This is a genomic window from Cryobacterium arcticum, assembly GCF_003185895.1.
Taxonomy (GTDB): Bacteria; Actinomycetota; Actinomycetes; order Actinomycetales; family Microbacteriaceae; genus Cryobacterium; species Cryobacterium arcticum.
Map to the genome: position 1 here is coordinate 1,398,712 of NZ_QHLY01000012.1, position 21,719 is coordinate 1,420,430.

A 21,719-nucleotide genomic window follows, 5' to 3' on the forward strand; every position below is an offset into this window, starting at 1 on the left:
GTCAAGTGGTTCCGCACGAGTGGGTGATGGCACGGCCAGGCTGGTGTTCCAATCGGCTGACGCCGGGGCAGCGGGAGAGCCTCCCGCTGCTGTGGAACCACCTGCCAGGTCTTCGTCCATGCCCCCATTCTCCCACGAATCAGAGATATATACGAGGAAATGTCACCTAATAGTGGGGCAATGTCGTAACTGTTTCCGAATCGGACATTTGTCATTTCGCCGGCTACGCACCCCGCGTGTCGTCACCCCGCGTGTCGTCACCCCGCTGTCGTCACCCCGCTGTCATCACACAGCGGCGGCGTAACGGGCGTACGCGGCCGCGGCCAGGGCCGACGTTCCGGCCAAGCCGGCCGCGCCGGTCGTGGTCACGGTGAGCCAGACCCCGTCTGCCACGAGGGTGACCTGGCACTGATCCCCGGCACAGCCACCCAGGGACTGGATCCCGCTGTCCGGCCAGCGCGCACCGGATTCACCGGCCAGGTCCACCGGCACGAGCGCGATCGTTGAGGGCAGGGCGGTCGGCGACGAGTAGGCCCACAAGCCCTCGGCGCCGGGCAGGATCGTGAGTGCCACCCCGCTGTAGCCGATCGGTGTCACGTTCGCCGCACCCTCGGTGCCGCTCCAGGTGCAATCGACAAGGCCCCCGCGAACGCGGGCGGCGCCGTTCTGGGTCGACCGATCATCCAGTACCAGCCCGTCACTGACGCTTGCGTCGACGAGTGCGCCGGAGACGCTGACGTCGTGGGGGCTGAGCAGCGTGTCGCACTGTGCTCGCGCCGGAGCGAGCGGCTGATCGAATTTCAGGGCGCCCAGGGAGTCGACTATGTCGCTCGCGTAGGCCTGGAAAGCCGCCGGGTCCGGTTCCGGCGTGCTCACGGAGACGGACAGCCAGGTCGTGCCGATCAGTACCTCGGCCCGGCAACCCTGCCATTCGCCGTCGCGGCAGCCGGAGAACGCCTGGTCGCCGAGCTCTACCGGGAGCAGGTTGCGCAGTCCGTCGTTCACATCGGGTTCGATCCGGCCGAATTCGTCGGCCGCGTTCGGCAGCACCGTCACGAGAACTTGGGGGCCGCCATCCTCTGCGCCGGCCAGGACGTACCGGCACTGCTGACCACCGGCCGCGCGAACGGCCTGAGTCGCCATGGCCGCGGCCACCACCCCCGGGTACGGGGAGGTCGTTGCGGGCAGGTACTGCTGGTCGATGACATCGGCGACGGGCACGCCCAGCACCTCGGCGGCTGCCGCGATCGGCACGAACATCTCGCAGTTGATGAGCACGACCTCATCGCCCACCCCGCCGATGAAGGTGGGCACGGGCGACGGTGTGGGCAGCAGCGACGGTGTCGGCAGCAGCGCCGACGGGCCCGGTGTTGCCGTGCATCCGGCCAGCAGCGCCAGCAGGGCGGCGGCCACGGCCACCACCGGAATTCGTCTGCGCATGGACCCACCCCGTCGTCGCCGTTCCCCTGCGTTTCACCCTACGGCTCCCCAGCCCATCCGGTGCCGCGATCCGCACCCCCGAACGAGGGTGCGGCACGCGCCCGCGACATCCGCGCGGCCGCACAGGACACCGTCGCACCGGGTAGGTACGCTGAAGGGATGAACCTTCCCCCCGTCGCCGCCCAGAAGCCCACGCGGCGCATCCACCACAACGATGTGTACGTCGACAACTACGAGTGGCTGCGCGACAAGGAAGCCCCGGAGGTCACGGCGCACCTCGAGGCCGAGAACGCCTATACGGATGCCCGCACCAGCCACCTGGAACTCCTGCAGGAGCAGATCTTCGAGGAGATCAAGGACCGCACCCAGGAGACCGACCTGTCGGTGCCGGTGCGCCGCGGACAGTGGTGGCACTACACCCGTTCGGTGGAGGGCCAAGAGTACGGCATCCACTGCCGGGCGCCGATCTCCGGCCCGGACGACTGGGCTCCGCCGGTGATCGAGACCGCGACCGGCACCGCCGCCGACGCCGGCCTGCCCGGTGAGCAGATTCTCCTCGACGACAACGCCGAGGCCGCCGGCCTGGACTTCTACTCGCTGGGCAGCTTCGACGTCAGCGACGACGGCAGCCAGTTGCTCTACGCCGTCGACGTCGAGGGCGACGAACGCTACACGGTGCGGGTGCGCACCATCGCCACCGGCGAGAACCTCGCCGACGAGATTCCCAACACCAGCGCCGGGGCACTCTTCGACCCCAGCGGCCGGTTCATTTTCTACACCACCGTCGACGACGCCTGGCGTCCCGACACCGTGTGGCGGCATGAGGTGGGCACCGCGGCCGACACCGACGTGCAGGTGTTCACCGAGCCCGACGAGCGCTTCTGGGTGGGCGTCGGCCGGTCCCGTAGCAACCGTTACCTCATGATCGAGGCCGGCTCCAGCGTGACCAGCGAGACCTTTTTGCTCGACGCAGCCGATCCCACCGGCGAGTTCAGCGTGGTGTGGCCGCGCCGCGACAACGTGGAGTACGACGTGGAGCACGCCGTGATCGACGGCGAAGACCGCCTGCTGATCGTGCACAACGACCACGCCGTCAACTTCGAGCTCGTGAGCGTGGCCGCCGACGACCCGCAGGGCGACAAGCGGGTGGTGCTCCCCCACAACGAGCGCATCCGGTTGGAAAGCGTCGACGCGTTCCGCGACTTCGTGGTGGTGGAGTACCGCAAGGACGGTCTCACCCGGGTGGCGTACGCCACCAAGCGCGGCGGCGGACTCACCGAGCTCAGCTTCGACGAGGAGCTCTACGCCGTGGGCACCGGCGGCAACCCCGAGTGGACGCAGCCCACCATCCGCCTCGGCTACACCAGCTTCGTGACCCCGTCCACGGTGTACGACTACGTGGTCGCCACGGGCGAACTGCGCCAGCTCAAGCAGCAGCCGGTGCTCGGCCACTACGACCCCAGTCTGTTCGAACAGCGCCGGGAGTGGGCCGTGGCCGCCGACGGAACCCGCGTGCCCATCTCGATCGTGTACCGCAAGGACCTGGTGGAGCCGGGCACCCCGGCGCCGACCCTGCTCTACGGCTACGGCTCCTACGAGATCAGCATCGACCCGTCGTTCAGCATCGCCCGGCTCAGCCTGCTCGACCGGGGCATGGTCTACGCGGTTGCGCACGTGCGCGGCGGCGGCGAACTCGGCCGCCTCTGGTACGAGCACGGCAAGACCCACCAGAAGCGCAACTCGTTCACCGACTTCGTCGCCTGCGCGGAGCACCTGATCGACTGCGGCTACACCTCGGCCGACAAGCTCGTCGCCGAGGGCCGCAGCGCCGGTGGCCTCTTGATGGGCGCCGTCGCCAACATGGCACCCGCCCTGTTCGCCGGCATCCTCGCCGGCGTGCCGTTCGTCGACCCGCTCACCTCGATCCTCGACCCGAGCCTTCCGCTCACGGTGATCGAGTGGGACGAGTGGGGCGACCCGCTGCACGACGCGGAGGTGTACGCCTACATGAAGTCATATTCTCCGCTGGAGAACGTGCACCAGACGCACTACCCGCGCATCCTCGCCGTCACCAGCCTGAACGACACCCGGGTGCTCTACGTGGAGCCGGCCAAGTGGGTCGCCCGGCTGCGTGAGGTGGGGGCGGATGCCCTGCTCAAGACCGAGATGTCGGCCGGTCACGGCGGGGTCTCCGGCCGGTACGCCGGCTGGCGCGAGCGGGCGTTCGACTACGCCTGGCTGATCGACGCGGCCGGCGCGCATCCGTCGGGAGAAGGCGAGCTGGCAGCGGTCGGCGAGACCATCGACGCCGACGCCGGGGAATAGGTCTATAGACCCTGTTCAGGGGTACTTTGACGCCGGGTAAAGTGGTGTAATCGCGGACTGTGCCGCACAACGGCAGAGCTCGACGCTACACACTGCCGCAAAGATGTGGTTTTCGAAAGGGGAACGCGCCCGTGAAGCTCGCGTCGACCCCCGTGCGTCCGGCCCCCCGCTTCTCCCGCAGTGACGGCGTGATCGTCGCGGGCGTTGCGGTGGTCTTGCTCGCCAACCTGATCGGTCTGATCTTCCACGGCGGCGGCTACAACCCTGTTGTCGACGGATCGCTGCCCATCTTCAGCGACTGGGCCGCCACGGTTCTGGTCTGGCTGGCCGTGCAGCGTTCCCCCTCCCGTCGCCTGCACGTCGTGCTCGCCGCCGCGGCGGTGACGTCCCTCACCGTGAGCGATACCGCCTACCGGGTGTTCCCCGGCGACACCGGTTCGGCGTTCGGCCCGTCGCTGGCCGACGCCGGTTATCTGTCGTTCTACCTTCTGCTCATGGGTGCACTCACCGTGCTCGTGCGGGAGTCGCTCTGCGGTCAGGCCTGGCCGGTACTGCTCACCAGCACGGTGGGCGCCCTCGGCGCCACATCGGTATTGGCCGTGCTGCTCGGTCCTGCCCTGGAATCCGCACTGGCCGCCCCGTTCTCGATGCCGATCCTCTTGAGCATCGCCTTTCCGGTGCTCGACCTGCTGCTCGTGGCTGCCTTGGCCGGCATCGCAGCGACCCCGGTGCGGGTTCTCGGCCGCTCGGGGCTGCTGCTGGTTGTGGGGTTGATCCTCTTCGCCACGGCCGATGTCGTCTATGCCCAGCAGGTGCAGGTGCAGTCGGTGGCGATGGGCACGGCTCTCAACGGCGCCTGGGCGATCGGGTTCGCCCTGATCGTGCTCTGGGTGCTCCTTGCGGCCCGCGGGCGGGAACAGCCGAATCGGTCTTCCGTGGCCACACTGGCCGACGGTACGGCCTACACGGTCTCCGCTGTGGCCGCCCCACTGATCGCGACAGCGGCGGGCCTGGCCGTATTACTCCTCGCCAGCCAGACCCACGTCTCGACCCTCGCCGTGGCGCTGGCCGGCGCCACCCTGGCCCTGGCCGCGATACCCCTGGCCTTCCGGCAACGGATGCTGAACTCCCTGTCCCGCACCGACGAACTCACCGGCCTGCCCAATCGCCGTGCCCTGGCGATGGATGTCTCCTCCCGGTTGCGGGCCGCCGATGCCCGGCCGAGCGCCCTCCTGGTGCTCGACCTGGACCGGTTCAAGGAGGTCAACGACAGCCTGGGCCACGAGGCCGGCGACCGCCTGATCGGGCGGATCAGCGCCCGGCTGACCGGCGCGCTCCGTGCCGGCGACCTGCTCGCCCGGCTCGGCGGCGACGAGTTCGCGGTGCACCTGCACCACGCCGACGACAAACGCGCCACGGCCATGGCCCGCCGCTTGCGCGCCGTGACCGCCCGGCCCATCGTGATCGACGGCCTGAGCCTGGAAGTCGGCCTGAGCATCGGCATCGCCCTCTCGCCCGAGCACGGCTCAGACCTCAGCGGCTTGCTGCGCAAGGCCGAGATGGCCATGTACTCGGCGAAATCCAGCCGAGTGGGCCAGCGCATCTACTCGGCGGGAGATGACAGCAACGACGAAGCGCGTCTCCGCACCCTGCACGAGCTGCGCATCGCCCTGGCAGAGAACCAGCTGGTGCTGCACTACCAGCCCAAGGTGGACCTGCCGCGTGATTCGGTGCCGGGAGTTGAGGCGTTGGTGCGCTGGAACCATCCCACCCGTGGTCTCCTGTTCCCGAACGAGTTCCTCGAGGTGGCCGAGCACGGTGGGCTGATGCGCACCCTCACCCGGGTGGTTCTCGAGCTCGCGCTCGACCAGGCCGTGCTCTGGCAGGATCAGGGCCGGGTTCTCACCGTCGCCGTCAACCTGTCGAGCCGGTCGCTGCTGGACTACCAGCTGGTCAATGTGGTGACCCGGATGCTCGCTGACAGGGAACTGCCGGGTTCTGCGCTCATGCTCGAAGTCACCGAGGAATTCCTGCTCGTGGACCGCGACCGCGCCCGGAACGTGCTGCTGCGGTTGCGGGCCGCCGGTGTGCTCATCGCCGTGGACGATTTCGGCACCGGGTACAGCTCGCTCGCCTACCTGCGCGACCTGCCGATCGACGAGCTCAAGCTCGACCAGTCCTTCGTGATCCCGATGCTCGACGACGACCGGGCCTCCGCGCTGGTGGCGTCGTCGATCAACCTCGGACACAGCCTGGACCTGCGGATCGTGGCCGAGGGCGTCGAAACGGCCGAGGTGCTCGACCAGCTGGTGCGGTTCGGCTGCGATGTCGCCCAGGGTTATTACCTGTCCCGGCCGGTGCCGGCGGCCGAGCTAGAACGCTGGTTGGATGACCGCGCCGCCGCCGGACTCGTCGCAGCAGGAATAGAGTGAGGCCGACAAAGGGAGCACGACGTGCAGTTTGACCGGATCGACCTGGAACCGCGCACCATGATGGGGATTCGGGAGATCGTGGTCATGGCCGACCTCACCGCCTTCTACGAGCGCTCCTTCACGCGCGTCGTCGCCGCACTGGCCGAGCAGCACCTGGCGCCCGCCGGGCCGGCCACCGCTGTCTACCACGGCATGCCGACCAGCACTGTGGATGTCACGGCCGGATTCCCGGTGACCGGCCCGGCCGTCGCGCCCGACGGATTAGTCCTCAGCACGCTGCCCGACGGCGCCGCAGTCGCCACGGTCTACGTCGGCCCGTACGACGGCATGACCCGCACCTACGACGAGATCGCCACCTGGATGCAGGCGAACAACCTCACCCCGCACACCGAGATGTGGGAGGAATTCCTCACCGGCCCCCAGACCGACCCGAACCCGGCCACCTGGCAGACCCGGATCGTCTTCCCGCTCGTCTGAGCTGAGCCGGCCAGCGCCGGCCCGGCCCGGCCCGGCCACCGGCCTGTCGGTGCCGCGTGAGAACATGGAGCATGCCGCCCACCGACCCGTCGCCCCGAGCGGCACCGGGCGCCGCAGTCGGGGCCGACTGGAAGTCGGCGATGCGGAATCTCACCGCCGACGAACCCGCCGACCCGGCGCTCACCGCCCCGGCCGAGCACGGCGCCGGCGACCGCACCCGCATGGGCCTGCTCTTCGAACTGCGCGAGCAGACCCCGCGCAGTAACGACCGGTGGCGCGGGGCCACGGCGGTGCGCGCATCCGCCACCCGCCCACGCGCCGGCGCCTATCGGCTCGGGGTGCGCCCGGTGATCCGCAGCGACTCAGGCAAATGGGTCAAGTCCACCCTCACCTGGAGCAATGTGGGCTACCAGCTCAACCGGCTCAACCTGAACGCGGAGCAGCACCGTTGGTTCTGCCAGTTCGTGCCGCTGCACCGGGTGGACCGCCCGGTCTACAACGGCCAGGACACCGAGTGGCTCTACCTCGACGAGTTCGAGAGCCCGCTGCTCTGGCACCTGCTCGCCGAAGCCCAACGGCTGGGCATCACCCTGGTCGGTAGCCACAAGGACGCCGACGTTCGGGTCGCCGCCGCCGCGAGCGTCGTGCTCGATGCCGTTCACACCCCGACCGCTCTCACCCTCTCCCCCGTGCTCACCATCGACGGTCGGCAGCATCCGGTCGGCGACGCCGGCAGCCTGGGCGATCACGGGATCTACGCCTACCGGCTCGGCACCGATCCCGCCATCGTGCTTGCCCCCAGCCCGGCACCACTGAGCCTGGAACAGCGTCGTCTGCTCGGCAGCGCGAGTCCGGCCGGTCTGGTCGTGCCGGCCGGCGAGGTCGACGAGTTCCTGCGCGAGTACTACCCCACCCTGCAGCGCGGCATGCCGGTGACCAGCGCGGATGCCTCGATCGAGTTCCCGCCTCCGCCGCCGCCCGTGCTCGTGCACACCGTGCAGTTCGAACCGAAGCAGGCCGTGCGGCTGGACTGGCAGTGGCAGGGCGACCGCGACGCCGACGCCGAGGACGAGGTGCTCGCCCGGGTCAACACCGCGCTGCCGGGGCTCTCCGCACCGGCCGATCCGGCGGCCCCGGCGGTGACCCTGACGGGCGTGCCCGCCGCGGAATACACCGACAAGACCCTGCCGCAACTCGACCGCATCGACGGCGTGCGGGTGGATCTGGTGGGCGACAAACCGGACTACCGGGAGCTCACCGCCACCCCACAACTGACCGTGACGACGGTGGAGACCGAGAAACGGGACTGGTTCGACCTCGGCGTGCTGGTGAAGATCGACGGCCGCAGCATCCCGTTCAACCCGATCTTCACCGCCCTGGCCAAGGGGCGGAAGAAACTGCTGCTGGTGGACAACAGCTATCTCTCACTGACCCAGCCGGTGTTCGACCGGCTGCGGGAACTGATCGAGGAAGCGCGGGCGCTGCAGGAGTGGGAGACCGGGCTGCGCATCAACCGGCACCAGGCCAGCCTGTGGTCTGACTTCGAGGACCTCGCCGACGAGACCGAACAGGCCGTGTCGTGGCGGGCCGCCGTGGGCGGGCTGCTGCAGCTGGAGCGCGGCGACACGGAGGTTACCGATGCGGCGGCCCTCCCCCGCCCAACGCCGCTGCCCACCGGACTCACGGCCACCCTGCGGCCGTACCAGGTGGCCGGATTCGAGTGGCTCTCCTTTCTCTGGGAGCACGGCCTGGGCGGCATCCTCGCCGACGACATGGGCCTGGGCAAGACCCTGCAGGTGCTGGCGCTGCTCAGCCATGCCGTGCAGAGCCCGGCAGCCGGCGGCACCGAACGCCGGCCGTTCCTCGTGGTCGCGCCCACCTCGGTGGTGTCGAACTGGGTGACGGAGGCGGCGCGCTTCACACCGGACCTGCGGGTGGGGGCGGTGGCCAGCACCCAGGCCACCAGTGGCCGGTCGCTGGCCGACCAAGCCGCGGGCGTCGACGTGCTCGTCACCTCGTATGCCCTCTTCCGGCTGGATTTCGCGGCCTATCAGGCGCACGGCTGGGCCGGCCTGATTCTCGACGAGGCGCAGTTCGTGAAGAACCGCACCTCCCAGCTGCACCGCTCGGCTCGCGACCTCGAGGTGCCGTTCAAGCTCGCCGTCACCGGCACGCCGATGGAGAACAACCTGCTCGAGCTCTGGTCGATGTTCGGCATCGTGGCGCCGGGCCTGTTCCCGTCGGCACGCCGGTTCACCGAGGAATACCTGCGCCCGGCCGAGCGCGGAGTGCGATCCCAGCACGAGCTGGTGCAGCGGCTGCGCCGGCGCATCCGCCCGCTGATGCTGCGCCGCACCAAGGACGTCGTGGCGCGTGACCTGCCGGCCAAGCAGGAGCAGGTGCTGCACATCGACCTGGCGCCGGAGCACCGGGAGATCTACGACACCTTCCTACAGCGGGAGCGGCAGAAGCTGCTCGGCCTGATGGACGACCTCGAGGCCAACCGGTTCATCGTGTTCCGGTCGATCACGCTGCTGCGCATGCTGAGCCTGGATGCGTCGCTGGTCGATGAGCAGTACGCCCACGTGCCGTCGAGCAAACTGGATGCGCTGTTCGAGCAGCTCGACGAGGTGGTCGCGGAGGGGCACCGGGCCCTGATCTTCAGCCAGTTCACCTCGTACCTGGCGCTGGCCGCGGCCCGCCTGCAGCAGCGCGGCATCCGTTACAGCTATCTGGACGGTTCGACCACCGACCGGCCGGGCGTGATCGACGGCTTCAAGACCGGCGACGACCCGGTGTTCCTGATCAGCCTCAAGGCCGGCGGCTTCGGGCTCAACCTCACCGAGGCCGACTATGTCTTTCTGCTCGACCCGTGGTGGAACCCGGCCAGCGAGTCGCAGGCGATCGACCGCACCCACCGCATCGGGCAGACCAAGAACGTGATGGTGTACCGGCTGGTGGCCGCGGACACCATCGAGGAGAAGGTGATGGCGCTCAAGGAGGCCAAGGCCAAGCTCGTCGAGGCTGTGCTCGACGACGAGGCCGTCTTCGCCGCCGCCCTCACCCCCGACGACATCCGGGGTCTCCTCGAGCCTTAACCACCCGCGAGCCGTGAGCAAAGCACCAGAAATCCGAGATTTTGGGGGCTTTGCTCACAGCTCGCGAGGGGGGGGTGGCGGGTTACTTGACGAGTGCGAAGCCGCCGGTCCAGCCGATGGTCTCGCCGGCCGCGAGGGTCAGCTGCAGGAAGCCGAGGGCTTCGAGCTCACGGGCGCGCTTGAGGGCGCCGGCGTCGACGGCCGAAACGCCACCGGCGGTGATCACGTTGATGAGCGCATCCTTGGCGGCAGCATCGTCACCGGCGACGAGCACGGTGGTGGGTGCGACGCCGTTGACCGCGGCGGTGGCCAGGGTGGCGGCGAAAGTGGTGTTGAAGGCCTTGAGCACGCGAGCGCCGGGAACGGTCTCGGCGATGACCTGCGCGGCCGAACCCTCAGCCGGCACAACCAGCGAATCGAAGGTGGCGAAATCGAGCGGATTGGTGATGTCGACGATGACCTTGCCGTCGAGCTGTCCCGCGTACTGGGCGAGCACCCCGGCGACGGCCGGGTACGGCAGCGCGAGAATGACGATGTCGCCGGTGAGGGCGTCGCCCGCGACACCCGACGCGACGGATGCGCCGGCGGTGGCGGCCGCAGCCGCGGTCTTCTCGGCATCCTGTGCCAACAGCTGAACGGCGGCACCGCCCGTGGCCGCGATTGTCGCGATGGCGGTTCCCATGTTGCCTGCTCCGATGATGCTGACGCTCGTCATGTCGTGCTCCCTCTCGCCTCGCGGCGATGTATTAGTTGTTGTTACAAGTAATGTATCCCAATTTACTTGTTGCGTCAACCAAATCGGGAACGGGCTTGATAAGCTGTCGGTATGGACACACACGAAACGGCTCCCGTGCAGGGACTGAACCCCGCCCAACTGCACGCCTGGATGCGTTTTGTCGCCGTCGTGGAACTGGTGCCGGGCCTGCTGGACTCCCAGTTGCAGCGCGACTCGGCGCTCAGCCATTTCGAGTACTACGTGCTCGCGATGCTCTCCGAGGCGCCGAACCGGACGCTGCGCATGACCGGGCTGTCGTCGATGACCAACTCCAGCCTGCCAAGGCTCTCGCACGTGGTGAAGCGGCTGGAAGAGCGCGGGCTGGTCAAGCGCAGCCCCTGCCCCACCGACCGCAGGGCCACCAACGCCGCCCTCACCGAGGAAGGCTGGGCTGTGGTGCAGGAAGCCGCCCCCGGGCACGTGCGCACGGTGCGGGAGAACGTGATCGACCCGCTCACCGACGAGCAGGTGGCGCAGCTCGACGCCATCTCCAACCAGCTGTTGATGAAGCTCGACCCCACCAATCGCCTGAACCCACGGGCGCCTGAAGGAGCCTGACCTGATGCGGATCACGCAGCTCGAGCCCGGTGAGGTGTTCGTCTTCGGGTCCAACGCGGCCGGCATCCACGGTGCCGGCGCCGCCGCGATGGCGCATGAGCGTTTCGGGGCCGTCTGGGGCCAGGGCCACGGCCTGCACGGCCAGTCCTACGCGATCAACAGCATGAGCGGCCTGCAGATTCTGCGGCACGAGGTGGCCGGGTTCGTGGACTTCGCCGCACAGCACCCGGAACTCAGATTCCTGGTCACCGAGATCGGCTGCGGCATCGCCGGGTACACCCCCACCGAGATCGCCCCGTTTTTCGCCGCTGCCGGCGACAACGTGGTGCTGCCGGCCCGGTTCGCGGAGGAACTCGGGCGCTGAGCTGCGACTCGGCCGGGGAACGCTACCCCTCGACCAGCTCGATGAACGCGCTCAACTGCGCCAGGGTGCCCGCATTGTGCGGCAGCGCATCCGTGAGCGCCGGCGAATAGAGCAGGTACGCCGCCCACTGCGCCCGCGAGATGGCCACGTTGAGCCGGTTGGCCAGGAGCAGGAACTCCAGCCCGCGCGGCACCTCGTCGGCGCTGGACGCGGCCAGCGAGACGATCGCCACGGCCGCCTCCCGGCCCTGGAACTTGTCGACGGTGCCCACCGACACGTCGTGCCAGCCGGCCAGAGCGAGGTGCTGGCGGATGATCTCGACCTGGGCGTTGTACGGCGCCACCACGATCAGGTCCTGCTGGGTCAGCGGAGCCGTGGCCCCGCCCACCGTCCAGGCCCGGCCGAGGAGCGAGCCGATCAGTTCGGCAACGACCGCGGCTTCCTCCGGCGAGGAGGTGGAGTTGTACACGTGCGGCACCGGCACCGGGTGCAGACCGGGTTCGACGCCGGCCAGGTGCCGGTCGGCGGCCTGGGATTCGAGTTTGCCCTCGTACGACAGCCGGGAAACGGGTGCGCAGACCGCTGGGTGCATCCGCCAACTCTTGGCCAGGAAGTAGCCGAGCTCCGTCGGGAGCACGTCGTGCCCGTCGGTGAGCCACCCCAGTGCAGACACGTCGACGGGTTCGGGGTGGGAGGCCTGGCTCACCTGCGGCAGCTGTTGCGGGTCGCCGAGCAGCAGCAGGCGCCGGGCCGACACCGCGGAGGCGATGGTGCTGGCCAGCGAGAACTGGCCGGCCTCGTCGATCACGAGCAGGTCGAGCGAGCCGGGTTCGATGCGGCCGGCATTGCTGAAGTCCCAGGCGGTGCCGCCGAGCACGAAACCGCCGGCCTGGCTGGTGAATTCGGCGAACCGGGTGGGTGGCAGCGGTGTCCAGGCGGTGGTCGCGGCCTCCTCCCCCGCCTTGGCCTTCTTGCCGACGTGGCCGGAGGCCAGCCCGGCCTTGAGCACCGCGGTGAGCATATTCTCCACCGTGGCGTGGGACTGCGCCACCACGCCGATCTTCCAGCCGTGGTCACGCACCAGCTCGGCGATCACCCGGGAGCCGGTGTAGGTCTTGCCGGTGCCGGGCGGGCCCTGCACCGCCAGGTAGGACCGGTCCAGGGTGAGCAGGCTGTCGCGGATGGCGGTGGTGATGTCGGTCCCGCTGGTCGAGCTTGTCGAGCCCACCTGCGGGAGGGCTCCGCCAGCGACCCGCCTCGGCGGCACCCGCCGCAACACGTCGAGCGCGGCATCCGGCAGCATCGCCGGCAGCGCGTCGAGCACCCGCTGCCCCCACTCCGCGATCGCGGGCACCTGCGTGCCGGGCGGCGGCGGGGTGGACGGGGTGAGCGCCATCGGCAGGTGGTCGTAGGGCTCGACACCCTTTCCGAGCTTCTCGGTCACGAAGAGCACCTCTTCACCGGTGGCCTCGTCGACGAGGCCGGTGATCTCGGTGCGCTCGTGCGCCACCCGGGAGCCGGGCTCACCGGTGGGCGCCAACGGCGGGTACGGGGCGTCGTAGAGCAGGAATGGACGCTGGCCGAGTTTGAGCGAGCTGCCCGGCGCGGGCTCGCCCTCGATGCGCAGCACCCGGGAGAGGTTGCGGTCCCGGCCCACCAGGGCCCAGTCGCGCTCCACGGTGGCGCGTTCCACGATCAGCACGTCGCGGGTGGCGGACCACTCGTCGACCGGGTTGCGCAGCCGGTCGAAGTGCTCCTGCCAGAACTTCTTGCCCTCCCGCCGGTGGTAATCGATGGCGGCGGAGGCCAGGGCGATCGCGGTCTGGTCCGGCGTGCGGTCGCCGGGCGGCGCATCCGCCACGGCGGCCGCCAGCGCCAGGTAGACCGGGCTGGGCTCCCGCACGGGAATAGCCAGCTCGAGGTCACGGGCGGCGGCGCGGGGCACGCCGGCCTCGTCGGCGCGGGCGAGCAACCAGTCGCGCAGGCGCAGGGTGGACAGGCAGTCGTACTCGTTGTAGTCGGCGATGTCGTCGAGCATCTGCTGGGCCTCATCAACCTGCCCGGCGCGGAACAGGTCGCGGGAGTCGGCGTACACGGTGATGGAATCGGCCGCATTGTCGACGCCCTCGCGGTGGTCGTCGCCCATGTACAGCGGCTCGAGCTTCTTGATCGAGTAGCTGCGCGACCCCACGCGCAGGCTCTTCTTCACCACCGGGTAGAGGTCGACGAGCACATTGTCGCGCAACAACCCGTCGACGGCGTCCTCTCCCACGCCGTGCCGGGCGGCCAGGGAGAGCAGGTGGGTGCGCTCGTAGGCGGCGTAGTGGTAGATGTGCAGGCCCGGGTAGAGCGCGCGCCGTTCGGCCACGTAGGCGAGGAAATCGATCAGCGCCTGGCGTTCCTCGGCGTAATCGTGCGCCCAGAACGCGCGAAAGGTACCGTCGGTCTCGATCAGGCCGAAGAGGTAGTCCAGGCCCCAGTCGGCACGGTCGCCGTCGGCGGCCTCGCTGTAGAGCGGGTCACCCTCGAAGTCGAAGAAGATGTCGCCGGGGTCGGGTTCGGGCAGCGCCCCCAGCGCCACCGGGTTGTAGACCTCGACGGCGGGCGGGTCGGCGTGACCGGGCTGGCCGACTGCCAGCTGTCGGGAGGCCAGCTGCAGCCGGGCCTGGGCGCGCAGGGCGTCGACGGTCGCATCCACCAGGCCGTCGACGGGGCCACTGGACGCGGCCAGCTTCTCGATCGTGCTGAGACCCGCCTCGAGCAGGTGCCGGCGCTGGGTGAGGCGCATGCCGGCCACCAGGAGCACATCCCGGTGCGCCTCGACCTCGATCGCGCAGGCGGCGCACCGGCCGCAGGCGGTGTAGCGCGGATCGCCCCACGGGGTGGGCTCGGGGTCGGCGACGCGCTCGACGATCAGGCGTTCGAGCCGGGCACGGCGCTTGCGGTACACCGGCAGGATGTCGCGCAGCCGGTGTGTGCTGGTGCGGCCGTCACCGAGAAGCAGGTAGACGTTCTCGCCGACGGGAATGCCGAGCCGGTCGAGCTGGTCGCTGTACGCGGCCACCTGCAGCAGGGCGGTGATCTTGGCGGAGCGGGCCAGCTTGGTGTCGTAGACCTCGTAGCGGCCGTCGTCGGTGCGCATGATGAAGTCGGCGAAGCCCACGAAGCTGCCGTCGAAGAAGGTGGCCTGGAAGAGCACGTCCTCGCCGGCCCGGAAGGCCTCGGCTGTGGCCAGGGCGGCCTGCGGCAGCTCGGTCATCGCCGGCCGGGGAAATTCGACCACCTGCCGGGTGAGCCTGAGGCGTTCGAGGGTGCGCAGCTCGTGTTCGTCGCCCAACGCGCCGGCACGGCGCAGCATGGCGTCGCCCTCGTCGGACACGGCGTCGACCCGGCCGAGTTTGGCGTCGAGCTTGCGCATCAGCGCCCATTCGCAGCCCGCGGCGGCGCCAAGGTCGGTGGCGCTGAAGATCACGGACGAATCGAGCAGGAACACACGTGCCTTTCGAGAGGTGGCCGGGGCCGTAGCGAGAGCGGTGGAGTGAGGTCAGGTTACCCGACCCCACCGACACGTAAGCGGTGCGGCTCCTGGGCACATGTGCGGCTTCCGTCTGCGGGGTAGGACGGGGCGCGAGCTACCATGGGAGGGTGACCACAGACCTCGTGCACGAGCCGGATGCCTCCCGCTACGCGCTCTACATCGACGGCGAGCTTGCCGCCCTCGCCGACTACGTGGTGCGGGGTGACACCATCTCGTTCAACCACACCTTCACCCAGCCCAGCCGTCGCGGTCAGGGCCTGGCCGGTCGGGTGGTCGCGTTCGCGATGGACGACGTCGAGGCCACATCCACCCGCGCCGTGTCACCGGATTGCTGGTACGTCGGCAACTGGTTCGCCAAGCATCCGGACCGCGCCGGACTGCTGCGGGTGCGCGCCTAGCGACTCTCCGCCCGGGTTCCGCAGGCGCTCGCGAGCCGCACCAACGTGGCTTCGTCCACGATGGGAATGCCGTAGTCGCGTGCTTTGCGGGCCTTGCCGGAGAGCGAGCCGGTGTCGGCGGCCACGAGCAGCCGCACCTTCTTGGTCACGGCGCCCCACGGCACCAGGCCCAGCCCGCGCAGTTCCCGTTCCCAGTCGCTGCGCACCCGGTCCATGTCGCCGGTGAGCACCACCTGGTCGCCGGGAAGCAACCGGAAGCCCGGCCCCAATTCCACCCCGCCGGCAGGCGCGGGAGTCTGCTGCCGGGTCTCGTCGAGGGCGGCCGCAATGGTCTCCGTGGGCTGGCCCAGCAGCATGCCCACGCTCACCAGATCGGCGAGCTCGGCGGTGGTGAGGATGCCGTCGGTCCAGGCCAGCGTGGTGAGTGCGGTGTAGTACTGCCGATTCAGGTTCGCGGCAACGGTACGGTCGAGGCCGAGCTGGCCGGCCAGCCGTGCCAGCGAGTCGGCCTCGTGGGCGGACAGGGTGCGGTCGATCAGGCACCGGTCGAGCAGGGCGAGGTAGTCGACGTATTCCGCGGGACCGGCGGTGTTCGGCAACCGCGAGACGAGGTGCTCGAGGAACGACGCCGTGGTCATCGGATGCGATGACACCGAGCGCTCGCGCCACCGCGCCGCCGGAGCCGGCGCGACCGGCCAGCGCACCAGGGCTGCGGCGGTGAGGTGCGCGGACCAGAACTCCGGCGCGTCCGCGGCCTCGATGTAGGCGGCGAGCAACCGTGCCGTGGCGCGGGCGTCACCGGCGGCGCGGTGCCCGTCGTCCAGGTCGATGTCGAGCGCGGCACAGCAATCGGTGAGTGAGCGACCGGCACCGGGCAGGAAGTCCCGGGCGAGCTGCATTGTGCACAACGTGACGATGTCGGCCGGCGGAGTGAGACCGGCCAGCTGTAGCTCCGCGCGAAGGAAACGCACATCGAAGGAGGCGTTGTGGGCCACGACCACGCGGCCCTGCAGCAGCTCGAGCAGCCGGGGAGCGAGTTCGGCGAAGGTGGGGGCGTCGCGCACATCCTGGGCGTGAATGCGGTGGCTGTGGGCGCGGCCGAGGTCACGACCCGGATTGACCAGGCTCTCCCATCGCCCCTCGAACTGGCCGCGGGAGCTGAGCTGCACCACCGCCACTTCGATCACTCTGTCGGCCGCCCCGGGGAACAGCCCGGTGGTTTCGAAGTCGATCACAGCGAAGCCGGCCACGGTGGCTCCTTCGCTGTTGGGTATGGATGACTCTATCCCCCCGAAAGGGTGGAGAAAAGCCCGATTGTGGTTGGCCGCTCAAAACCCGCTCAGATCGAGAATTCTCCGCCGGGCACAACGCCGGCCGGCGCATCCTGGGCCTGGTCGGCCGCGCGGGCCGCCGCCTCACTGTACGACGAGGTGACGAGGATGGGCATGTGGTCGCTGGTGCCACGCGGCAGGGTCTCGATGCTGTCGATGGTGAGGCCCACCGAGGTGGCCAGGTCGAAGTGGCCACGGAAGAACTTGTACCGGGTGTAAGTGCGGCTGTCGCTCAGCGTGAGTTCGTAGCCGGACTCCTTGACCTCCTTGCTGAGGTACTTCTTGAAAATCGGGTAGTTGTAGTCCCCCACCATCAGGGTGGGCAGGTTCGGCCCGAGCACCGCGAGTTCCTCGTGGGCCGAGCGAATCTGGTTGCGCCGCAGGGAATTCCGTGCCGTGAGCGGTGCGGCATGAAACGATGCCACGACGAGGTCGCGGTCGGCGGCGGTGTCGTGCAGCAGCGTGCCGATCAGCCGCTCGTGCGCCGGAGTGAGCACCATGTCGTGCAGTGACTTCTTCAGCGCGAAAGACTGCGTCTTCTTCGCGGTGAACCGGTCGCGCCGGTAGTACAGGGCCAGACCAAGCCGGTTGCGGGTGGTGGAGTCGGCGAGGTGCAGCAGCCCGACCTCGGCCGGGAGATCGATGGTGTCGCACTCCTGCAGGCAGAGGAGGTCGGGGTCGTACTTTTCCGCCAGGGCGATGAGTTCTCCGCTGGCACGGTTCTTGCGGAGGTTGTAGCTGATGACCTTCACGTCACACACCTGTCCTTGAATTCTCGACTGGACCTCTAAGCCTACGTTCGCTTTGTTACGAACACCGCATCAGAGCGGAGTCCTCAGCATTCGCCCATCGTGGTCTGCCCGCCGCGAGGGCGGGCCGCGCTGCTACCGTAGAGGTGCCCGGCGCCCGAACGTGCTGCCTCAGATTGGATGCCCTGCCCATGAAATCCTGGTCGTTCACCACGTACACCGTCGCCGCGTTCGCCTGCAGCGGCTTGGCCGTCGCCCTATTGATCGTCAACGCCGCGACGAACAATTCCATGGTCGGCATTCTGCTGCCCGTGGCCGTGGTCGCCCTGGTGATCGGCGGCATCCTCTCGGTGCGCGCGCGGGTGCTGCGCTACCGGTCCCGCGACATCACCAAGCGTTAGCGGCCCTCCGGCGGCCATATCGAGGCACCGGCAACCCTGCTACCTTCCCCTGCACGTAAGGCTTGGCGACCCCGCGCTCTGCGCCCGGCCCCGTCGAGCCGGGGAGAGCAGACCATGACCGACACGCCACCGCACGGCCGTCCCCGGGTGCCCGTGGTGCGCGCGCAGGCGGGCCCGCCGCCGGGTCAACCACCGGGCCGACCACCGAGTTCGCCGCCACCTGATCCGGCTCCACCCAGCCGCCCCTCGGCCGGGGCACCCGCCGGGCCGCCTACTGGGCCATTGCCGAGGCAACCGCAGAGGCAACCACCGCCGGGCGCCGGCCCGGCTCCGCTCTGGCGCACCCTGCTCTTCATCCTCGTGCCGATCCTCGGGCTGCTGCTGCTGATCGCCGCCTTCGTCTTCGCCCTGTCCGGTCGCAGCGGGCCCGTCGACCTCGGCGCTGACCTCGCGCCGGGCACCAGCCTGAGCGTGCAGGTGCCGAATGCGGCTCTCACGCTGGAACCGAGCACCGACGGCCAGGTGCACGTGCGCATGACCGGGTCGTATTTCGGCAACGAGCCCACCCTCACCGCCCGCACCAGCGGCGGGGTGACCGAGGTGCGCGGCGGCTGCCGCCCCCAGCTGTTCTCCCGGTGCGCGATCACCGTTGCCGTGCAACTGCCCACGGCCCTGCCGAGCACTGTCGACGGGGAGAACGGCAGGATCACGGCATCGGGGCTCACGGGCCGGCTCGACCTGCACACCACCAACGGCACCATCGACGTTCTCGGCAGTGTGGGCCGGGTAAACCTACGCACGACCAACGGCGACGTCAGGGTGGCCGAGTCCGCCTCGGCATCCGTCGCCGCCACCACCACCAACGGCTCGGTCACCCTGCAATTCGTCAATCCGCCGGATTCGGTGGATGCGGGCAGCACGAACGGCTCGGTCACCGTGCGGGTGCCCGTCGACGGGGTCACCTACCGCGTGACCGCCCAGACCACCAACGGCAGCGTCGACAGCGACACCGTGCCGTCCGACAGCACCTCCCGGCGCTCCATCACAGCGCTGACCACCAACGGCGGCATCACCATCCAGGCCATCGACTGAGCGCGGATCTGGAAGGATGGCGGCATGAGCACGCAGCAGACCGGAACCGTCGTCGCGGTGAGCCGGGACGACAAGCACCGGTTCAGCAAGCCGATCGCGCCGAGTATCCGCCTCGTGGCCGGCCACGGCGTCGAGGGTGACTCCCATGCCGGCGCCACCACCCAGCACCGCTACCTGATCAAGAACGACCCGACCAGGCCCAACCTCACCCAGGTGCACCTGGTGCGCACCGAACTGTTCGACGAACTCGCCGCCGAGGGGTTCACGGTGTCGGCCGGGCAGCTCGGCGAGAACATCGCCACCGCCGGCCTCGACCTGTTGGCCCTGCCCGTCGGCACCCGTCTGCACCTCGGTGCCGACGCGATCGTGCAAGTCACCGGCATGCGCGACCCCTGCTCGATGATCGACAAGTTCCAGCAGGGCCTCAAGAAGGCGCTCAAACACCCGGATGCCTCCGGCCAGGTTCTGCGAAGGGCCGGCATCATGGGCATCGTGATCGCCACCGGCACCGTGTCGCCCGGAGACGACCTGCGGGTGGAACTGCCCGCCGAGCCGCACGTTCCCCTGGGCGTGGTCTGACCCGGCAGCGGCGCGGCACGCCGGCGTCAGCGGCGGCGGGCCTCCTGGCGCGCCCGACGGCGTGGGAACGGCTGCCCGGGCGAGTTCGCGGGCAGGTCGATGCCGGAGAACGGCTCCCCGGCCTGCAGTAAGACCCCGGCCGAGGTGAGGTCGTCGATGAGTTCGGTGATCGTGCTGTGCACGGCCGGCGCCTGAAAGATGCCCGTCACCAGGCTCACCGTGACCCGGGTTCCCGCGGGCAGCGGCTCGGTCCAGACGGCGATCCGGGCGTGGTCGTTGGAGCGGCCGAAGAACCGGAAGATCAGGCCGAGACCGAGGATGTCGGAGAGGAACTCATCGGCCGGGGTGCCGTACCGGAACATCCACACACCCCCGACGATCGGTCCGTGCGGGGTGAAGTGGTGCCGTGCCATCGCCGCCCGAGCGAACTCGAGGGTGCTGGCGGCGTCGCAGCTCACGTCGATCGCCCGCGCCGGCAGGTGCTTGTTGACGTTGCGGGCCCGGCGCGCCGCGTTCACCACGAGCGCGGCGGGGCCGGGCGGAGGCCGCACCGATGGGAGATCCCCACGGGTCAGGACCCGCTTAGAGCTCTTCGGTGGGGTGGAACCACGGCGGGTACACGGCGACCTTGGGCTTGTGGCCGAGGGTGGCGAGGATCGGCTTGACCGCATCCCGCACCCGGTCGTTCGCGACGCCGATCAGCGTGATCAGGCCGAACGGCACCTCACCGGGCACGAGGAGTTCGGCCTTGAGAATGGCGTCGGAGTCGAGGTCTGCGCGGAGCGTCCGCAGCAGCCGGTCGGCCGAGTCGGCGGTGGCGCCGAAGCGGGTGGCGGCGAATGCGGCGTCACCGTCGGTGACCGCGAAGTGGACGGCCGACGGGTCTCCCGCGGCGGCGACCTGCTGGTCGAGGACCTTCTTGACCGTTGACACGAGGATCACGAAGTCGAACGCTGCAGCCTCGTGCGCGTCGTCGGAAAGGCGCGGGTCGAGTGACTGGGCACGGATGTTCTCCCAGACCAGGGCGTTCGGGGAGAGGAAGAACGGCACGTGGTCGGCAACGGCCAGGCTGTCCGGGCCGGAGACGCGGGCGTCGCGGCGGGCGTCGCGGTTGGCCGGTGACGAGATGTCGACGACGGGGCGGTCAGCCCAGTCGTCGCTGCTGTCGGCCAGCAGCCGGCCGGTGGCCAGGATGCCGGGCAGGTTGCGGATGTGCGTGAGGTGGTAGATGCGCTGTTCGCCGACGTTGTCGTCGTGGCGCTTGGTCTTGGCGGTGCCGGTGGTGATCGGGGCAACGACGGTGCGCAGCGCCGTGGGCGCTTCAGGCGTGCGCGCGCGGCTGGCGCGTGGTGCGCGAACGGCGGGAACGGTCGATGCGACGGGGGCGGCGGGTGGGAAACACAGGGCGCACAGCTCCCCGTCCAGTCCGTGGATGCATTCCTCGTTCACAACTCAACCTCTCGTGTGCGTTGACTCCGCCCACGTCGGGTTCGACGGAAGTGTGCCTACCTATCTAAGTTACGGTCATTTCGCCTCGCGCGGTGACATAACCGGGGCCATCCGGGGATGATCCGGACACAATCCGGACCCAATCGGGCATCTGTGCCCCGATTGCAGGGTCGTTCGGCCTACTCCATCGAGAAGTCGGCGAAGTCGAAGCCGGGAGAAACCAGACAGCTCACCAGGGCGTCGTGGTCGCTCGGCACCGTGCGCTGCCAGACATCCGCACCGATGATCACCTGGGTGCGTTCGCCGCGCAGCAGCCGGCCACCGAGCACAGCGGTCGTGTCGGTGTCGGGTTCGTCGCCGTCGCCGCCGAGTTCAAGCTCCACGGTGCCCTGGCCGTTCCAGATCCAGATCTCGGTCGAGGCCACCCGGTGCCAGGCGGAGAACTCCCCCGCGGGCAGCAGGAACGAGATGAGCGTGGCCGCCGGACGGATGCGTTCAGAGCCGTCGGCATCCGTGAGCGTCACCGGCACCGGCGAGGTCCAGGTGCGCCGGTACCACCCGCCCTCTGGGTGCGGCTCAAGGCCGAGCTCCACGGCGAGCGCCGGGCGTTCCAGGCGTTCGATGAACTCGCCCGAGGCGGTGCGGCGGGTGGCGAGGCGACTGTCGTGGTCGGGGTGAGGCATGTGGAGGCTCCTGATCTGATCAAGGCCAGA

18 protein-coding genes are annotated in these 21,719 nt (G+C 69.5%); 10 read left to right on the forward strand and 8 right to left on the reverse strand.

The genetic code is table 11. The features are described 5' to 3' along the window. Positions 1 to 285 precede the first annotated feature (285 nt). Positions 286 to 1,440: a hypothetical protein gene (locus tag CTB96_RS16260; protein ID WP_146215836.1), complete on the reverse strand. Its 1,155-nt coding sequence runs from the start codon at positions 1,438 to 1,440 to the stop codon at positions 286 to 288. A gap of 159 nt (positions 1,441 to 1,599) precedes the next feature. On the opposite strand from CTB96_RS16260, the gene CTB96_RS16265 reads away from it, so the two are divergent. The 4 genes from CTB96_RS16265 to CTB96_RS16280 all read left to right on the forward strand — a co-directional run bounded on the left by CTB96_RS16265 (position 1,600) and on the right by CTB96_RS16280 (position 9,772). Next, positions 1,600 to 3,765, forward strand: a complete 2,166-nt coding sequence (locus tag CTB96_RS16265; RefSeq protein WP_110127844.1) for a S9 family peptidase — start codon at positions 1,600 to 1,602, stop codon at positions 3,763 to 3,765. Positions 3,766 to 3,896: 131 nt separating this feature from the next. Next, positions 3,897 to 6,197: a putative bifunctional diguanylate cyclase/phosphodiesterase gene (locus CTB96_RS16270; RefSeq protein WP_110127845.1), complete on the forward strand. Its 2,301-nt coding sequence runs from the start codon at positions 3,897 to 3,899 to the stop codon at positions 6,195 to 6,197. Positions 6,198 to 6,218: 21 nt separating this feature from the next. After that, positions 6,219 to 6,674 (forward strand): GyrI-like domain-containing protein, encoded by a 456-nt coding sequence (locus CTB96_RS16275; RefSeq protein ID WP_110127846.1) that lies wholly within the window; start codon positions 6,219 to 6,221, stop codon positions 6,672 to 6,674. 71 nt (positions 6,675 to 6,745) lie between these two features. Next, positions 6,746 to 9,772, forward strand: a complete 3,027-nt coding sequence (locus CTB96_RS16280) for a DEAD/DEAH box helicase (RefSeq protein ID WP_110127847.1) — start codon at positions 6,746 to 6,748, stop codon at positions 9,770 to 9,772. 82 nt (positions 9,773 to 9,854) lie between these two features. Here CTB96_RS16280 and CTB96_RS16285 read toward each other — a convergent pair whose 3' ends face one another. Beyond that, on the reverse strand, positions 9,855 to 10,487 hold the full coding sequence (locus CTB96_RS16285) for an NADPH-dependent F420 reductase (protein ID WP_110127848.1): 633 nt from the start codon (positions 10,485 to 10,487) through the stop codon (positions 9,855 to 9,857). Positions 10,488 to 10,598: 111 nt separating this feature from the next. Here CTB96_RS16285 and CTB96_RS16290 point away from each other — a divergent pair, with 111 nt between their 5' ends. After that, positions 10,599 to 11,105: a MarR family winged helix-turn-helix transcriptional regulator gene (locus CTB96_RS16290; protein ID WP_110127849.1), complete on the forward strand. Its 507-nt coding sequence runs from the start codon at positions 10,599 to 10,601 to the stop codon at positions 11,103 to 11,105. Positions 11,106 to 11,109: 4 nt separating this feature from the next. Continuing rightward, entirely contained in the window at positions 11,110 to 11,469 is a 360-nt protein-coding gene (locus CTB96_RS16295) for an A1S_2505 family phage non-structural protein (RefSeq protein WP_110127850.1), read from the forward strand. A 22-nt stretch (positions 11,470 to 11,491) separates the two neighbouring features. Here CTB96_RS16295 and CTB96_RS16300 read toward each other — a convergent pair whose 3' ends face one another. Then, positions 11,492 to 14,962 carry a TM0106 family RecB-like putative nuclease gene (locus CTB96_RS16300; protein ID WP_110127851.1) on the reverse strand — a complete coding sequence of 1,157 codons (3,471 nt, stop codon included), beginning with the start codon at positions 14,960 to 14,962 and terminating at the stop codon, positions 11,492 to 11,494. Between the two features lie 152 nt (positions 14,963 to 15,114). On the opposite strand from CTB96_RS16300, the gene CTB96_RS16305 reads away from it, so the two are divergent. After that, complete coding sequence (locus tag CTB96_RS16305; RefSeq protein ID WP_110127852.1) at positions 15,115 to 15,405, forward strand: GNAT family N-acetyltransferase; 291 nt, start codon at positions 15,115 to 15,117, stop codon at positions 15,403 to 15,405. On the opposite strand, the gene CTB96_RS16310 is transcribed toward CTB96_RS16305, so the two are convergent. Both CTB96_RS16310 and CTB96_RS16315 read right to left on the reverse strand, forming a co-directional pair. Continuing rightward, the gene (locus tag CTB96_RS16310; protein WP_181397304.1) at positions 15,402 to 16,655 is read right to left on the reverse strand and encodes an exonuclease domain-containing protein; all 1,254 of its coding nucleotides are present in this window, start codon (positions 16,653 to 16,655) and stop codon (positions 15,402 to 15,404) included. The two genes, CTB96_RS16305 and CTB96_RS16310, sit on opposite strands and share 4 nt — an antisense overlap. Positions 16,656 to 16,744: 89 nt before the next feature. Continuing rightward, complete coding sequence (locus CTB96_RS16315) at positions 16,745 to 17,488, reverse strand: endonuclease/exonuclease/phosphatase family protein (RefSeq protein WP_110127854.1); 744 nt, start codon at positions 17,486 to 17,488, stop codon at positions 16,745 to 16,747. A 188-nt stretch (positions 17,489 to 17,676) separates the two neighbouring features. Here CTB96_RS16315 and CTB96_RS16320 point away from each other — a divergent pair, with 188 nt between their 5' ends. From CTB96_RS16320 to CTB96_RS16330, 3 genes are all read left to right on the forward strand, one after another. Then, positions 17,677 to 17,886, forward strand: a complete 210-nt coding sequence (locus CTB96_RS16320) for a hypothetical protein (RefSeq protein ID WP_110127855.1) — start codon at positions 17,677 to 17,679, stop codon at positions 17,884 to 17,886. 282 nt (positions 17,887 to 18,168) lie between these two features. Then, the gene (locus tag CTB96_RS16325) at positions 18,169 to 18,978 is read left to right on the forward strand and encodes a DUF4097 family beta strand repeat-containing protein (protein WP_146215837.1); all 810 of its coding nucleotides are present in this window, start codon (positions 18,169 to 18,171) and stop codon (positions 18,976 to 18,978) included. Positions 18,979 to 19,002: 24 nt separating this feature from the next. Next, positions 19,003 to 19,557, forward strand: coding sequence for an MOSC domain-containing protein (locus CTB96_RS16330; protein WP_110127857.1), 555 nt, complete (start codon positions 19,003 to 19,005; stop codon positions 19,555 to 19,557). A gap of 26 nt (positions 19,558 to 19,583) precedes the next feature. Here CTB96_RS16330 and CTB96_RS16335 read toward each other — a convergent pair whose 3' ends face one another. From CTB96_RS16335 to CTB96_RS16345, 3 genes are all read right to left on the reverse strand, one after another. Continuing rightward, positions 19,584 to 20,108: a hypothetical protein gene (locus CTB96_RS16335; protein ID WP_110127858.1), complete on the reverse strand. Its 525-nt coding sequence runs from the start codon at positions 20,106 to 20,108 to the stop codon at positions 19,584 to 19,586. Positions 20,109 to 20,139: 31 nt separating this feature from the next. Beyond that, positions 20,140 to 21,006: a DUF4433 domain-containing protein gene (locus CTB96_RS16340; protein ID WP_110127859.1), complete on the reverse strand. Its 867-nt coding sequence runs from the start codon at positions 21,004 to 21,006 to the stop codon at positions 20,140 to 20,142. 179 nt (positions 21,007 to 21,185) lie between these two features. After that, positions 21,186 to 21,689 (reverse strand): cupin domain-containing protein, encoded by a 504-nt coding sequence (locus tag CTB96_RS16345; protein WP_110127860.1) that lies wholly within the window; start codon positions 21,687 to 21,689, stop codon positions 21,186 to 21,188. Between the last annotated feature and the right edge of the window lie 30 nt (positions 21,690 to 21,719).